The 15,256-nt window shown below is 63.6% G+C and carries 15 protein-coding genes; 1 reads left to right on the top strand and 14 read right to left on the bottom strand.

The features are described from left to right. Nucleotides 1-2: 2 nt before the first annotated feature. The 4 genes from moaC to mobA are packed head-to-tail and all read right to left on the bottom strand — an operon-like array spanning nt 3 to nt 3,367. Nucleotides 3-863: a cyclic pyranopterin monophosphate synthase MoaC gene (moaC, locus tag HALO32_RS13665; RefSeq protein ID WP_151444436.1), complete on the bottom strand. Its 861-nt coding sequence runs from the start codon at nt 861-863 to the stop codon at nt 3-5. A gap of 13 nt (nt 864-876) precedes the next feature. Then, on the bottom strand, nt 877-2,130 hold the full coding sequence (gene moeA, locus HALO32_RS13660; RefSeq protein WP_151444435.1) for a molybdopterin molybdotransferase MoeA: 1,254 nt from the start codon (nt 2,128-2,130) through the stop codon (nt 877-879). Beyond that, complete coding sequence (mobB, locus tag HALO32_RS13655) at nt 2,127-2,738, bottom strand: molybdopterin-guanine dinucleotide biosynthesis protein B (protein WP_225810042.1); 612 nt, start codon at nt 2,736-2,738, stop codon at nt 2,127-2,129. The genes moeA and mobB overlap by 4 nt, the downstream gene beginning before the upstream one ends. Beyond that, entirely contained in the window at nt 2,735-3,367 is a 633-nt protein-coding gene (gene mobA, locus HALO32_RS13650) for a molybdenum cofactor guanylyltransferase MobA (RefSeq protein ID WP_151444434.1), read from the bottom strand. Before mobA ends, mobB begins: the two co-directional genes overlap by 4 nt. A gap of 195 nt (nt 3,368-3,562) precedes the next feature. On the opposite strand from mobA, the gene HALO32_RS13645 reads away from it, so the two are divergent. Next, on the top strand, nt 3,563-4,147 hold the full coding sequence (locus tag HALO32_RS13645) for a cupin domain-containing protein (RefSeq protein WP_151444566.1): 585 nt from the start codon (nt 3,563-3,565) through the stop codon (nt 4,145-4,147). On the opposite strand, the gene HALO32_RS13640 is transcribed toward HALO32_RS13645, so the two are convergent. From HALO32_RS13640 to ung, 10 genes are all read right to left on the bottom strand, one after another. Continuing rightward, the gene (locus HALO32_RS13640; protein ID WP_192576510.1) at nt 4,138-5,394 is read right to left on the bottom strand and encodes a uracil-xanthine permease family protein; all 1,257 of its coding nucleotides are present in this window, start codon (nt 5,392-5,394) and stop codon (nt 4,138-4,140) included. The genes HALO32_RS13645 and HALO32_RS13640 overlap by 10 nt on opposite strands. Nucleotides 5,395-5,497: 103 nt before the next feature. Further along, nucleotides 5,498-7,108, bottom strand: coding sequence for a glycerol-3-phosphate dehydrogenase/oxidase (locus HALO32_RS13635; RefSeq protein ID WP_151444433.1), 1,611 nt, complete (start codon nt 7,106-7,108; stop codon nt 5,498-5,500). Nucleotides 7,109-7,255: 147 nt separating this feature from the next. After that, nucleotides 7,256-8,998, bottom strand: coding sequence for an ABC transporter substrate-binding protein (locus HALO32_RS13630; protein ID WP_151444432.1), 1,743 nt, complete (start codon nt 8,996-8,998; stop codon nt 7,256-7,258). 57 nt (nt 8,999-9,055) lie between these two features. After that, nucleotides 9,056-9,328 (bottom strand): DUF2160 domain-containing protein, encoded by a 273-nt coding sequence (locus tag HALO32_RS13625; RefSeq protein WP_151444431.1) that lies wholly within the window; start codon nt 9,326-9,328, stop codon nt 9,056-9,058. An 11-nt stretch (nt 9,329-9,339) separates the two neighbouring features. After that, nucleotides 9,340-10,233: a carbohydrate ABC transporter permease gene (locus tag HALO32_RS13620; protein ID WP_151444430.1), complete on the bottom strand. Its 894-nt coding sequence runs from the start codon at nt 10,231-10,233 to the stop codon at nt 9,340-9,342. A 1-nt stretch (nt 10,234) separates the two neighbouring features. Further along, nucleotides 10,235-11,116 carry a carbohydrate ABC transporter permease gene (locus tag HALO32_RS13615; protein ID WP_151444429.1) on the bottom strand — a complete coding sequence of 294 codons (882 nt, stop codon included), beginning with the start codon at nt 11,114-11,116 and terminating at the stop codon, nt 10,235-10,237. After that, nucleotides 11,109-12,209 (bottom strand): ABC transporter ATP-binding protein, encoded by a 1,101-nt coding sequence (locus HALO32_RS13610; protein ID WP_151444428.1) that lies wholly within the window; start codon nt 12,207-12,209, stop codon nt 11,109-11,111. Before HALO32_RS13610 ends, HALO32_RS13615 begins: the two co-directional genes overlap by 8 nt. Nucleotide 12,210: 1 nt before the next feature. Next, a complete protein-coding gene (locus HALO32_RS13605) occupies nt 12,211-13,299 on the bottom strand; it encodes an ABC transporter ATP-binding protein (RefSeq protein WP_151444427.1) in 1,089 nt (362 codons plus the stop codon). 401 nt (nt 13,300-13,700) lie between these two features. Continuing rightward, nucleotides 13,701-14,330: a uracil phosphoribosyltransferase gene (gene upp, locus HALO32_RS13600; RefSeq protein WP_151444426.1), complete on the bottom strand. Its 630-nt coding sequence runs from the start codon at nt 14,328-14,330 to the stop codon at nt 13,701-13,703. Nucleotides 14,331-14,572: 242 nt separating this feature from the next. Beyond that, nucleotides 14,573-15,256 carry a uracil-DNA glycosylase gene (gene ung, locus HALO32_RS13595; protein WP_151444425.1) on the bottom strand — a complete coding sequence of 228 codons (684 nt, stop codon included), beginning with the start codon at nt 15,254-15,256 and terminating at the stop codon, nt 14,573-14,575.

Genomic DNA, 15,256 nt, shown 5'->3' with positions numbered 1-15,256 from the left:
GTTCAGCCTCCGGTCACGGGGGGAAAGAAGGCGACCTCGTCGTTATCGGTCAGCGGCGTGGCATCGCTGGCCATCACCTGATTGACGGCACACAGAACACGCCCCTGATCGAGGCCTTCGAAGCGGGCGTCGAGTGCCTTGAGGGCCGTCTTGAGTCCTGCCACATCGGAACTCGGCAGACGCTCGATCGGCACCGAGACATCGCCGACCCCGAGTCGCTCGCGCAGCTCGGCCAGGCACTTGACGCGCAGGCAGGGCGCGGCAATGTCGCATCGCGGCCCCACCGAGACCTCGCCGGTTACCCCCTCGCCGGTGACGATCGGTGACGGGGCGGACTCGATGATGGAGGGCGCCACCGCTCGCGATGCCCAGGCTTCGTCACGCCGGTAGTCGCCGGACTTGCCGCCGGTCTTGGTATCGAGATGGATACCGCCAATCTCCATCTCCTTGTCAACGGCCTTGCACATGTCGTAGAGGGTCAGACAGGCCACCGAAACGGCGGTCAGCGCCTCCATTTCCACCCCGGTTCGCCCGTTGAGACGACAGGTGGCGATGACGTGTACACAGGACTGGGCCTCGTCGACGTTGAAGTCGATGGCGACCTTCGACAGCGCCAGGGCATGGCAGAGCGGGATCAGTTCATGGGTGCGCTTGGCGGCCTGAATGCCCGCGATACGCGCCGTGGCCAGTACGTCGCCCTTGGGCAGACCACCCTCGGCGAGCAGCGCCAGGGTCGCGGGCTGCATCCGGATGAGGCCCGAGGCAGCGGCCTCGCGGCGGCTCTCCGGCTTGTCGGCGACGTCGACCATATGGGCCTCGCCGCGCGCATTGAGATGGGTCAGGGGCTGATTGGTCAGAGGCATGGGGGTCAGCGTCTCATGGCAGTCGATGAAGGGGTTGGATACTCACCGTTTCGCCCGGGGCCACCCCCTCACGGTCGTCGGTGAGCTCGATCAGGCAGTTGGCCGCCACCATCGAGGAGAGGATCCCGGATCCCTGGGCCCCGGTGCTGCCTACGTGGAGGCGGCCATCGGTATCGGCGTAATAGCGACCGCGCAGGAAGTCGGTCCGCCCGGGGCGGCTCTTCAGGGCCTCGTCGGTGATGGCGTTCAGCCGCTCGGGCTCGCATGCCGGCCTGCCCTGCAGCTTGGACAGCAGCGGCGCCACGAATTGCAGGAAGGTCACCATGACCGCCACCGGGTTGCCGGGTAATCCCAGGAAGGGCACGCCCCGCTCGCCCAGCAGGCCACACGCCAGGGGGCGCCCGGGGCGGATGGCGATCCGCCAGAAGGCCAGGCGGCCCACGGATTCCAGCGCCGCACGGGTGAAGTCGGCGTGTCCCACCGACACCCCGCCGCTGGTGATGACCATGTCGGCGAACCCGGCGGCATCGCTCAGAGCGGCAACCATGGCGTCGCGGTCATCGGGAAGGATGCCAAGGTCGATCAACTCGGCGCCCTGCTCGGCCAGCAGGCCGGTCAGGCTGTAGCGGTTGGCATCGAAGATACCCGCGGGTGGCAGCGGCTCACCGGGCGCCGTGACCTCGTCTCCCGTGGAGAAGATCGCCACCCGCGGGCGTCGGTGCACCTTCGCCTCGGCCAGGCCCAGCGAGGCCAGCAGGCCAAGTTCGGCGGCGCCCAGCCGAGTACCGGCGACCAGCGCCGTGTGGCCGCGGGGGATGTCTTCGCCGGCCCGGCGTACGTTCTGGCCACGCCTGACGCGCTCGGGTTGGCGCACCACCACCGTCTCGCCGCGCTCCTCGAGCTGTTCGAGCATGATCACGCTGTCGGCCCCCGGCGGTAGGGGTGCCCCGGTGGTAATGCGCACGCACTCGCCGGCACCGAGCGTCTCATCAAGGCAGCGGCCGGCAAGCACCTCTCCTACCACGCGCCACTCGCCAGGCACTTCGTCAGCCAGAGGCCAGGCCAGGGCGATGCCGTCCATGGCGGCATTGGTGTTCTGAGGCACATCGATGGGCGAGACGAGACCTTCGGCCAGTACCCGGCCGTAGAGCTCGGCTAGCGCGACATCTTCGGTGGGTAGTGGCGCTTCGACAAGACTGGTCAGGCGTACGCGTGCCTCCGACACCGGGAGCATGCGTTCGCCGAGATCGAAGCAGGAAAGCGTCATGGCGCGGTCTCCTCATCACAGGAACGCTCGCGAGGCCGTTGACTGGCCGGCCAGCGGGCGGGCCAGGCTGTGATCCAGTCACTGAGGGCCTCGAGGTCATTGAGGTCCAGCGCCTCGACGCCCTCGGGCAGGGCGAGACTCGCGTCACTGGCCACGGCCCGTACCCAGGGATCCTCGGCCACCCGCAGCGTCTTGCCGACCTCGGGACGGTAGAGCTCGAGCTTGGGCAGCGGCCAGGCCTTGAAGCCTTCCACCAGTACCAGGTCAGGGCGCTGAGGACGCACCATGTCGATGAGCTCGGCCAGGTCCGCTTCCTTGCGCCCGGGCGTCTCCATCATCAGCGCCACCCGGGCACGAGAGGCCACCAGCATCGGGGAGGCGCCGGCCTGGCGCAGGCGATGGCTGTCCTTGCCGGGCTGGTCCACGTCGAAAGCGTGGTGGGCGTGCTTGATTACCGCCACGCGCAGCCCCCGCGCGCCGAGGTGCGGTAGCAGCTGCTCCAGCAGGGTCGTCTTGCCGGTGCCGCTCCAGGCGGCAATGCCGAGCAGTGGCAGGTCATCATCGAACGGCACCGCCTTCGGTACGCCATCGCCCAAGGGTTCGGTCACTTCCAATCCGCTGGCTCCTCTCTTCCGGGGGCTGACGTCACCCCACTGAGGGCGCGCTCAAGCCGCTGCTTGTCGTCGTCGGTATTGAGGTTGGCGAAGGCGTCGGGACAATCGCTGACGTCCACCCGACACCAGGCGTGGCGCGCATACCAGCGATCGATCTTGCGTTCCCCGTCGGCCAGGGCCGCCGCCAGGTCCTCGGCCAGGGAGGTGCGGATCAGCGCCACCACCGGATGGAGGCGCTCGCCATCGAAGGCCACGGCGATATCGCCCTCGCCAACGCCGACCACCAGCCGATCCACCAGGTCATGGGGCAAGGCCGGCGTGTCGCAGGGCGTCACCAGCAGCCAGGGGGTCCTGGCCGCACACAAACCGCTGTAGATCCCCATCAGCGGGCCCTGGAAGCCGCCTTCGGCATCCGCGATCACGCGGTCGGCCAGCGGCGCATAGGCCTCGGCATTGCGGTTGGCGTTGATCAGCACCTCAGCGACTCGCCCTGCCAGGCGCTCGCGAACATGGGCCACCAGCGGACGACCCGCGAAGGATTCGAGCCCCTTGTCGCGACCGCCCATCCGGCGTCCCTGGCCGCCGGCCAGGATCAGGCCGGTAAGGTCGTCTCGGGTGATCATCGGCTCTCTCCTGACGAATCGGTCATGGTATGACGCATGATGCCTTAGCCCGACGGCGGGTGCCATGCCGGACGTCCACGCTGGCGCCCTGCCCTGACGCCGGTCAAGCCATGGCTTATCCCCGTGCCTCCAAGGAGGTACACTATGTTGAAAATAATCCACGAATGCGGCGACAACCGCGCCAAGGATCGACCCATGGACGAGGCATTCGATGTCGGCGCTCGGCTCAAGCAATTGAGGCTGTCGCGCGGACTTTCCCAGCGAGAACTGGCCAAACGGGCCGGGGTTACCAACAGCACCATCTCACTGGTCGAGCAGAACAACGTCAGCCCGTCGGTGAGTTCACTGAAGAAGATACTCGACGCCCTGCCGGTGTCGATCAGCGCCTTCTTCGCCGGTGACGAGCCCAGTCAACCACAGTCCTTCTATCGTCAGGGCGAGCTGACCGAGATCGGCGATGGCCAGCTCTCCTGGCAACTGGTGGCCGCGCGGCGACCCGACAGGCGCATGTCGATCATCTACGAGCGTTACCCACCCGGGGCCGATAGCGGCGAGGAGATGCTGGAGCATGACGGCGAGGAAGGCGGCGTGGTGGTCGCGGGGCAGATCGAGATCACCGTGAACGGCGAGGTGGGTGTGCTGAGCGCGGGCGACGCCTACTACTTCGACTCCCGCCTGCCCCACCGCTTTCGCAACACCGGCGACGAGGAGTGCGTGATCGTCAGCGCCAGCACCCCGCCGACCTTCTCCGACGCGGGCCAGGAACAGCATCACGCCTGAGGCGTCTCATCCTCGTCGGCCCCGGGCAACACCCAGTTGAGGACAATACCGACCAGGGCGGCGAGGCTGACCCCCTGCAGGGTGAACTGGCCATTGCCGAACTGCATGCCGCCGATACCGAAGACCAGTACCAGGGACACCACCACCAGGTTGCGCGGCGCCGTCAGCGGCTTGCCGGCTCGCACCAGGGTGTTCATGCCGATCACGGCAATCGACCCGAAGAGCAGCGTCATGATGCCGCCCATCACCGGACCGGGGATGGTCTGCAGCAGCGCGCCGAGCTTGCCGAGAAAGGCCAGGAGAATGGCGATGCAGGCGGCCACCACCATGATCCGGGGATTGAACGCACGGGTCAGGGTCACGGCACCGGTGACCTCGGAGTAGGTCGTATTGGGCGGGCCACCGAAGATCGCCGCCGCGGTGGTGGCCAGGCCGTCGCCCAGCAGAGTGCGATGCAAGCCGGGCTTTTCCAGGTAGTTCCTGCGGGTCACCGAGCCGATCGCCACCATGTCGCCGATATGCTCTACCGCGGGGGCGATGGCCACCGGAATCATGAAGAGGATGGCCGCCCAGTGAAAGCTCGGCGCGGTGAACGACGGCAGCGCCAGCCAGGCCGATTCCTGCACCGGAGAAAAATCCACGACGCCCATCACCAGCGCCAGGGCATACCCTGTCACGATACCGCCCATGATGGGGATCAGGCGGATCAGGCCGCGTCCGAACACCGCCAGCACCAGCGTCACCAGCAGGCTGGCCATGGAGAGAAAGATGGCCGCGCCATAGCCGATATTGTCGCTGGTCTCGCCGGTGGCCATGTCCACCGCCACCGGGGCCAGGGCCAGGCCGATCACCATGATCACCGGCCCCACCACCACCGGGGGCAACAGCCGATGCAGCCAGGCGGTGCCCTTGAGGCGCACGAACTGCGAGATCACCACGTAGACCAGGCCGGCTGCCATCAGGCCCCCCAGGGTGGCGGGGATACCGAAGTTGGCCACCGAGCCCTGGATGGGGGCGATGAAGGCAAAGGACGAGGCCAGGAAGACCGGCACGCTGACCCGGGTGACGCCATGAAAGATCAAGGTGCCGACCCCTGCCGTGAACAGCGCTACATTGGGGTCCAGCCCGGTGAGCAGCGGCACCAGCACCAGGGCACCAAAGGCCACGAAGAGCATCTGCGCCCCGGTCAGCAGGGTGCGCAACGGGGTCTCGGTGGGCATGGCGGCGGCCGCCGTGTTGTCGGTCATGGTCCAGGGCTCCAGAAAGGTCGAGGGGAACGGGTCGCGCGGCATTCTACCAGCAAGGCGCTTGCAGGGGTCCCCCGGGGATCCCCGCGCCCCCTCCCCTCTTTCAACCTTCCTCTGTCTCGAGGAACTCCTGCAGGCGTGCCTCGGCCTGGTCGTCGAACAGGATATCGCAGGCCTCGCGCAGCCCCGGCGAATGGCGGATGCTCTCCTCGGGCACCACCAGCGATACCTTGGCGCGACGCCTCAGGAAGTCCTCGAGCTTGGTCACCATCTCGCGACGCCTGGCCAGCTTGAGTTCGCAGCGCAGGTATTCCGTCCCCTCGATGAGCACCTCGCCCTGGGTCGGGTCCTGGCGGATGTCCTCGAGCATTTCCAGTGCCTGAGCGCCATAGCGGCGCCATAACCGTGTGCTCAATGGCTCGGAGGCCTCCGCGCTGGTCATGGCGTCCAGGTCCATCAGCCGCGCCTGGTGCATGAAGGCCTCGCGCACCGAGGCATCGGGTTCCCCGTACCAGCGGACATCCGGGTACGGAATCTCGACACCGAGCCGACGCACTTCCTCGACGACTTCCTCCCCCACATTGAGGCAGTCGGTCAGCTTGCCACCGAAGATGCTCAGGTGACGCTTTTCGCTGTCGATGTCGATGGCATGCTTGCGCGACAGATTGAGGAAGTCACGACCGCCGTCCCCGCTGGGCTTGACCGCCAGAGGACGCACGCCACAGCGCGTGGCGATGATGTCCTCCTTGCCCAGCGGGGTCTGGAGCTCGAGGCGCGTATTGATATTGTCGAGCACGAAGCGGATATCCTCCTCCGTTGCGCCGACCTCGGGTTTCTCGACCCGAGTATCCGTGGTGCCGATGCAGGTACGCGGGCCCATGGGAATGACGAAGAAGAGCCGTCCGTCATCGACAAAGAAGGCCAGCACACGCTTGCTGTCGGTCAGTCGGGGCACGATCAGGTGGATGCCCTTGGAAAAGACATGATGATGGTCGGTCTTCTGGCCCGAGAGGCTGTTGTGCTGATCGACCCAGGGACCGGCGGCATTGATAAGCACCCTGGAGCGAATCTCGAAGGACCTGTCGTCGGTGCGATCCCGGACCCTGGTAATCCAGAACTCCCCTTCGCGGCGCGAGCCCAGGGATTCGACGTAGTTCGCCGCCACGGTCCCGAAATCCAGGGCGCCGCGTACGAAGTTGAAGACGAAGCGCGCATCGTTGTCGTGCAGGTAGGCATCGGAATACTCGAAGCCCCCCTGGGCATTGCGGGTATCGATGATCGGCTCACGCGCCTTGATGCCCGAGGGGCGCAGAAAGTTGGGCATACGCGTGAAGGCGCTGCCCATCAGCCAGTAGAGCCAGGTGCCGGCCCAGGGATAGAGGGGATGGTGGCGAAAGCCCTTGTTGATGGTGGTCAGGAAGCGGATCTCCTGGACCGTGGATGGATAACTCTTGATCAGGTGGTTGCGGCTCTTGCACAGCTTGCGCACCAGCTTGAAGTCACCGCTTTCCATGTACTTGATGCCTCCCCAGACAAGGTTGGAGGAGTGCATGCTGGTACTGCCAGCGAAGTCGCCGCGGTCGATCAGGGCCACCTTGGCCCCTTTTCCACTCAACGCTGCCGCCGCTGACGCCCCGTTGATGCCACCTCCGATCACTAGAACATCAAAGGTCTGATCGGGAAGCTTGCGGATATTGTTCGCTCTGAGTTGCATGTCTGGCCCTTTTTCAAAGCAACGGGCCCCGCTCGGACTGCACCGAGCGGGGCCCTGGGTCCCGTTCAGGCAACCGGTTACACGGACTGACGTCGCCCCGGCAACACCGGGGAAAGGTGTGGGCGGGTCAGACGACCCGCCCGCCCATCATTCGCGAGAACCGGCGGCCATCCACGCCTCCATCATGTCGTCGTAGGGGACGGTCGTGCCCTGCGGCATCTCGTCGGCCAGCTTCGCCTTCGGCGAGCCGGGCTGATCGAGCCAGTACTGCGGATCACGTTCGTCGTTCAGGTTGGGCGCGTACTGCTCGAAGACCCTGGCGCGTGCCAGGCGCGCCATGATGCTGTCCATGTCGCCGGCCAGGTTGTCGAGTGCCTCCTGAGGCGTGACCTCGCCATTGACCGCGGGCGCCAGGTTCTGCCACCAGAGCGGTGCCATGCGCGGATAGTCCGGCACGTTGGTGGAGGACGGCGTCCAGTTGGACTCGTTGGGGCTGCGGTAGAACTCGACCAGACCCCCCAGCTTCGGCGCCATGTCGCTCATCTGCTCGGAGAACACGTCGGACTCGCGGATCGGCGTGAGACCTTCCATGAGTTTTTCCAGGGAGACGGACTTGGAAACGGTAAACTGAGCGAACAGCCAGGCGGCGGTGCGGCGGTCTTCCGGGGTGGAGTCGAAGAAGGTCCAGGACCCCACGTCCTGATAGCCGACCTTCATGCCCTCTTCCCAGTACGGCCCGGCGGGCGACGGTGCCATCCGCCACTTGGGATTGCCGTCCTCGTCGGTCACCGGCAGGCCGGGGTCGGTCATGTCCGCGGTGAAGGCGGTGTACCAGAACATCTGCTGGGCGATGTTGCCCTGGGCAGGCACCGGCCCGGCCTCACCGAAGGTCATGCCGCTGGCCTCGGGCGGGGCGTACTTGTCGAGCCAGTCCACCATCTTGGTCACGGCGAACACCGAGGCCGGCGAGTTGGTGGCCCCGCCGCGAGACACGCTCGCGCCGACCGGCTGGCTCTCCTCGTTCACGCGAATCCCCCAGTCGTCCACCGGGTTACCGAACGGGACGCCGGGGCTGCCCATGCCGGCCATGGAGAGCCAGGAGTCGTGGAAGCGCCAGCCCAGCGACGGATCGCGGCGGCCGTAGTCCATATGGCCATAGACCTTGGTGCCGTCGATCTCGCCGACATGCTCGGTGAAGAACTCGGCGATGTCCTCGTAGGCCGTCCAGTTGGTCGGCACCCCCAGGTCATAGCCGTAGAGCTCGCGGAACTGCGCCTGGAGGTCCTCGCGCTGGAACCAGTCGTAGCGGAACCAGTAGAGGTTGGCGAACTGCTGGGTGGGCATCTGGTAGATGCTGCCATCCGGCCCGGTGCCGTACTGCAGACCGATGAAGTCGTCCAGATCCAGGGTTGGCAGGGTGTAGTCGGCCCATTCATTCTCCATGGCGTTGGAGATGTTGATGGTGGTGCCGTAGCGAATGTGCGTGCCGATGGCGTCGGAATCGTTGACGTAGCCATCGTAGATGTTGCGGCCAGACTGCATCTGCGTCTGCATGTTATTGACCACATCACCCTCGCCGATGATGTTGTGGGTCACGTCGATACCGGTCAGCTCACTGAACGCCTCGGCCAGTACATCCCGCTCGTAGATGTGCGTGGTCAAGCCCTCGGCAACGGTATTGATCTCCATGTCGCGAAAGGGCTCGGCCGCCTCGGCGAACCACATCAGTTCCTCGATCTGCTCCTCGCGGGACAGCGTCGAGTTCTGGAAGTGCTCGTCGACCAGGCGTTCGGCAATGGCGCGCGCGTCGTGCTCGTCGGCGTGCAGGGCACCGCTCGCCAGCATGACACTGGCAGCGAGGAGAGAGAGTCGCATTGTTGTCGCTTTCATATTGACCTCTTGAGTTGTAGTAGTCCGTCCGTGGACATTCGGCTCCATGCGTTTCTGTCAGCCCCAGCGCATCAGGACGAGTAGCCAGAGACCCGATGCCCCCAGAGCCAGCCAGATGCTGAACGGGGTAAAGCCCACCACCGCAAGGTGGATGTAAGCCGCGGAGAGAAGCCCGATGAAGAGCCGATCACCGCGGGTGGTCGAGATCGGCAGGAAGCCCTTGCGCTCGACCGTTGGCGAGATGACTTCCCAGGACGTCATGCCGGCCAGCATGACGGCAATGACCGCAAAGAAGATCGTGGTGGGCGTGGTCCATACCATCCATTCCATGTCGCGTCTCCTCAGGTGCGGCCCAGGGCAAAGCCCTTGGCAATGTGATTGCGAACGAAATAGACCACCACGATGCCCGGCAGGATGGTCAGCGTGCCGGCGGCCGCCAGCGTCCCCCAGTCAATCCCCGAGGCCCCCTTGGTCTGGGTCATTACCGAGGCGATCGGCTGAGCGCCCGTGGAAGTCAGGGTGCTGGCCAGCAGCAGCTCGACCCAGGAGAACATGAACAGGAAGAAGAGGGTCACGCCGATCCCCGAGCTGATCATCGGAATGAAGATCTTCACGAAGAACTTCGGGAAGCTATAGCCATCGATGAAGGCGGTCTCGTCGATCTCCTTGGGAACCCCGCTCATGAAGCCCTCGAGAATCCACACGGCCAGCGGAATGTTGAACAGGCAGTGAGCAAGGGCCACCGCGATGTGCGTGTCGAACAGACCGACCGTGTAGTAGAGCTGGAAATAGGGCAGCAGAAAGACGGCCGGCGGCGCCATCAGGTTGGTCAGCAGCCAGAAGAAAAGATGCTTGTCGCCGATGAACTTGTAGCGGCTGAAGGCATACGCCGCCGGCAGCGCCACCGCAATGCTGATCAACATGTTCATCAGCACATAGGTGATGGAATTGACGTAACCCATGTACCAGCTGGGTTCGGTCAGGATCTTGGCGTAGTGCTCGAACGTGAAGGCTTCCGGCCAGAGGGTCAGCCCACCGAGAATTTCGGTATTGGACTGGAAGGACATGTTGAGCAGCCAGTAGATCGGCAACAATACGAACACGATATAGGCGGTCATGAGCCCCCGGCGGCGCCACTGGCGGGAGGCCGGACGTGCCTTGCGACGACGGCGGTTGTCGGCGGCCGCGGCACGCTGGCGCACGGCGTCGGGGGTCGTGGGCAATGAATCACTCATGTCATGCCTCCTGGTTGTTGTCGTCTTTCTGCATGTTCATGATCGCGGTGTAGAACACCCAGGTGACCAGCAGAATGATCAGGAAATAGATCAGCGAGAATGCCGCCGATGGCCCGAGGTCTTGCTGACCGATGGCCATGGTCGTCAGTGACTGGCTGAGGAAGGTCGTGGAACTGCCCGGGCCACCGCCCGTGAGCACGAAGGGCTCGGCATAGATCATGAAGGAGTGCATGAAGCGAAGCAGTACCCCGATGACCAGTACGTTGGTGAGCTTGGGTAGCTGGATGTAGCGGAACACGGCCCACTTCGAGGCACGGTCGATACGCGCAGCCTGATAATAGGCATCGGGAATCGAACGCAGGCCGCTATAGCAGAGCAGTGCAATCAGTGGCGTCCAGTGCCAGACGTCCATCAGGATGATGGTCGCCCAGGCATCTACCGGGCTGGCCGTAATGTTGTAGCCATAGCCGAGTTCCCGCAGGCTCCATCCCATCAGGCCGATATCCCCCCGGGTGAAGATCTGCCAGATACTGCCTACCACGTTCCAGGGAATCAGCAGGGGCATGGTAACGAGGATCAGCACGGCCGAGGCCTGCCAGCCCTTCTTGGGCATGATCAGGGCGATGCCGATCCCCAGGGGCACCTCGATGGCCAGCACGGTCAGCGAGAAGGCAAACTGACGCAGTACTGCCGACTGCAGCGCCGGGTCGTTGAGCATCTGCTCGAACCATTCAGTACCGGTAAAGAAGCGCGTATTGGCATCGAAGACATCCTGGACCGAGTAATTCACCACGGTCATCAGCGGGATGACGGCCGAGAAGGCCACCAGCAGCAGCATGGGCAGGATCAGCCACCATGCGCGATTGTTGTAGACTTTATTCATGGTCGATCTCCACGCGAAATTCGTCGACGTAAAGGCCAATTCGATCGTCCGGGAAGCGCAGCCATGCCTTACCCGAGGGCGTCTTCTGGTCCTCCTCGATGCGTGCCTTGAGCGAAATGTTGCCCAGTTTCAGGTAAACGATAGAGTAGGTTCCCAGATCCTGGGCGTGCTCCACTCGGGCTTCCATGCCACTTTCAACCGGCTCGGCATGCACCTCGATAAATTCAGGACGGATACCGAGCTTGATGTTGGAGGAGCGCGCGTTGGCAACGGCATCGTGCACGTTGTTGCCTACCGTCAGCCGGGTATCACCGGCCATTACCCTACCGTCACGCGTCGTGACCTCCAGGAAGTTCATCCCGGGGCTACCAATGAAATACCCGACGAAAGTGTGGTTGGGCTTTTCAAAGAGCTCTCTGGGCGTGCCGAACTGCACCACCTGTCCTTCGTACATGACGGCAATCTTGTCCGCGAAGGTGGAAGCCTCGAGCTGGTCGTGGGTCACATAGACCATGGTGATCTCGAAGCGCTGGTGGATCTCCTTCAGCTTGCGGCGCAGCTTCCACTTCAGCTGAGGGTCGATGACGGTGAGCGGCTCGTCGAAGAGGATCGCCGAGACGTCCTCGCGCACCAGCCCCCGGCCCATGGAGACCTTCTGCTTCTCATCGGCAGTGAGGTTCTTGGCCTTGCGCTTGAGCTGGGCAGTGAGTTCCAGGACGTCGGCGACTTCCATGACGCGCTCTCGCACACGCACTTCGGGCGTGCGCACATTGCGCAGCGGAAAAGCCAGGTTATCGTAGACCGTCATGGTGTCGTAGATGACGGGGAACTGGAAAACCTGGGCAATATTGCGCGCCTCGGGCGGAAGGGCGTTGACCACTTCGCCATCGAACAGCACTTCACCGCTGGAGGGCTCCAACAGGCCGGAGATGATGTTGAGCAGGGTCGACTTGCCGCAGCCGGAAGGCCCGAGCAGCGCATAGGCCCCACCCTGGTGCCAGACGTGATTCATCTCGCGAATGGCGTAGTCTTCCGGCGACTGCGGATCGGTCAGATAGGTGTGAGCCAGGGATTTCAGGGTGATCTCGGCCATATCAGACACCCCCCAGGTGGGTCGGTATATGCACCACCGCCCCTTGGCGGTCGAAGGCGTAGACCTTGTGGGTCGGGAAATAGAGCGTCACGGGTGCATCGACGGGAAATTCGTGAACCCCCTCAAGGTGGACCGTCATGTGGAAGAGGTCGTTGTGCACATGCAGAAAGGTTTCGGAGCCACTGATTTCGGCCAGATCGACGGTCATCTTGACCTCGATATCATCCTTGTCACGCGGCGCGAGTGAGATGTGCGAAGCACGCACACCAAAGCGATACTCGCCGGGTGCCAGGGTGCGCAGATCGTCGTTGATGGGAAAATGCAGTGACTTGTCGAAGGTCACCTCGGACCCGGAGATGATGCCCCTGACGATATTGATCGGGGGCTCCGAGAACATTTCCGCGGTGAGAATATCGCACGGCCGGTGATAGACGTCTTCGGTACGTCCGTACTGCAGGAGGCGACCCTCATGAAGGACCGCAGTGTTTCCGCCCAGGGCGAGCGCCTCGGCAGGTTCGGTGGTGGCATAGACGGCGATGCAGTTACGCTCGCTGAACACGGAGCGCAACTCCTCACGGAATTCCTCGCGGAGCTTGTAGTCGAGGTTGACCAGTGGCTCATCGAAGAGCACGACATCGGCATCCTTTACCAGCGCGCGCCCCATGGCGGTCCGCTGCTGCTGGCCACCGGAAAGTTCGAGAGGCTGGCGGTCTAGCAGATGCTCGATATGCAACATCTCGGCGACCTCTCGCACTCGCCGATCGATTTCGGCACGCTCGACCTTGGCCAGTTTGAGGGGTGAGGCGATGTTGTCGTAGACGGAGAGCGCCGGATAGTTGATGAACTGCTGATAGACCATGGAGACGTTGCGCTTGCGCACGGAGCGACCGGTCACGTCTATCCCATCCATCAGGATGCGGCCCCGAGTCGGCGAATCCAGCCCCGCCATCAGGCGCATCAAGGTGGTCTTGCCGGCCAGGGTTCGCCCCAGCAAGACGTTGAAGGAGCCGGGCTGGAGCTCCAGGTTCACGCCCGCTATGTAGGTGTCACCACCTACCACGTGATCGATGTTTTCTAGGATCAAGGACATACGGATCTCGACGGTTCGTTGTTATGTGTTGATTCAGGGACAGCTGAATACAACGTAGCCGAGATTCGCTTTCAAACACAAATGTCGTCAACCGAAAATAGCGGTCAGCGCCCTGACCTTTCTCGCAAAACCTCTCCAAATGACTGTTATTGTTTATTTTTTAAAAAGCATTGAACTTTTGTCTTAGGACAGGCGGGACAGGGCCCGAGGGACAAACCTGGGACTTCCTGTTTCTTTATGATCGAAAACGAACATTGCGCAGCACCACACAGTCGGTGCGACGAAAGTCGAAAATCGGGCCAGGGGAGTGGTGAAACGAAGGGAGGGAAGAACAGCGACGGGTTAACCCCGAAGGCCTCAGTCTTCGGGGCGGGAAGGCATCGAGAGTCGTGGCATGTCGCTCAGCGGGTGCCGAAGATCTTGTCGCCGGCGTCCCCCAGGCCGGGGACGATATAGCCGTTTTCGTCGAGGTGGTCATCCACCGCGGCGGTGTAGAGCTCGATATCCGGATAGGCGTCCTGGACACGCTTGATGCCCTCGGGAGCAGCGACCAGCACAATGACCTTCATGTGCTTGCAACCCCGCTCGCGAAGCATGTCCAGGGTAGCGACCATGGTGCCGCCGGTGGCCAGCATGGGATCGATGACGATGGCCATGCGCTCGTCCAGATCGTTGGCGAATTTGGCGAAGTAGGGCACCGGCTCCAGCGTTTCTTCGTCGCGATAGAGACCGACCACGCTGATCCGCGCACTGGGAATCAGATCGGTGACGCCGTCGAGCATGCCCAGCCCCGCGCGCAGGATCGGAACGATCGTCACCTTCTTGCCCTTGAGCAGCTGCACCGCAATCTTGTTGCCGCTCCAGCCATCGATCTCCTGGGTTTGCAGCTCCAGGTCGCTGGTCGCCTCGTAGGTGAGCAGCTTGGCCAGCTCGCCGGACAGTTCACGGAAGCTCTTGGTGCTGATGCCAGCTTCTCGCATCAGACCAACCTTGTGCTGAACCAGCGGATGCTGGATGGCATGGACGCTCATGGGGGAACCTCTTGGACGGCGGTAAGTAGCTGATGGGAGCACCACTTGCAGCGCGAAAGGCGGCGGGCACACATCGCCGTGCAAGCACGGCTCCCACAAGGGTATAGAGCCTACATCGGATTGTGGGAGCGGTGCTCGCACCGCGAAAGGCGTCGGCCATACATCGTCCTGCAAGTCGATGCGTCGAACCGACGGCTCCCACGATAATTAGCGCGCCATTCTAACCGCATCCCGCGTTGAGGTTAAGGCTGGGCGGGAAGCTGCCAGTCGATGGGCTCGCGGCCCTGCTCGGCCAGAAAGGCGTTGGCGCGGGAGAAATGGTGATTGCCGAAAAAACCGCGATGGGCCGAAAGCGGCGACGGATGCGGGGATTCCAGCACCAGATGGCGCGACGTGTCGACCAGTGCCTTCTTCTGGCGGGCGTGACTGCCCCACAGCAGAAAGACCGCAGGCTCGGCATGCTCGCTTACCGTGGCGATGGCGCGGTCGGTGAAGGTCTCCCAGCCCTTGCCGCGATGCGAGCCGGCATTGCCCTGCTCCACCGTCAACGATGTGTTGAGCAGCAGCACCCCCTGGCGCGCCCAGTGCTCGAGGTTGCCGTGGTCCACCGGCTGAAAGCCCACGTCTGCCTGCAGTTCCTTGTAGATATTGACCAGCGAGGGGGGCACACGCACACCGGGGCGCACCGAGAAACAGAGCCCGTGGGCCTGATTCGGCCCGTGGTAAGGGTCCTGGCCAAGGATCACCACCTTCACGCGGTCCAGCGGCGTCAGCTCGAAGGCGCGAAACCAGTCCGTCGAGTGCGGATAGATCACCTTCCTGGCGGCCTTCTCGGCCGCCAGGAAGTCGCGCAGCGACTGCATGTAGGGCGCCTCGAACTCGTCGCCCAGCCACTGTTGCCAGCTGTCAGGGAGCGGACAGGCCAT

It is taken from the genome of Halomonas lysinitropha, assembly GCF_902500215.1.
In the GTDB taxonomy this organism is placed as follows: domain Bacteria; phylum Pseudomonadota; class Gammaproteobacteria; order Pseudomonadales; family Halomonadaceae; genus Halomonas; species Halomonas lysinitropha.
This window is presented reverse-complemented; position numbering and strand designations above follow the sequence as displayed.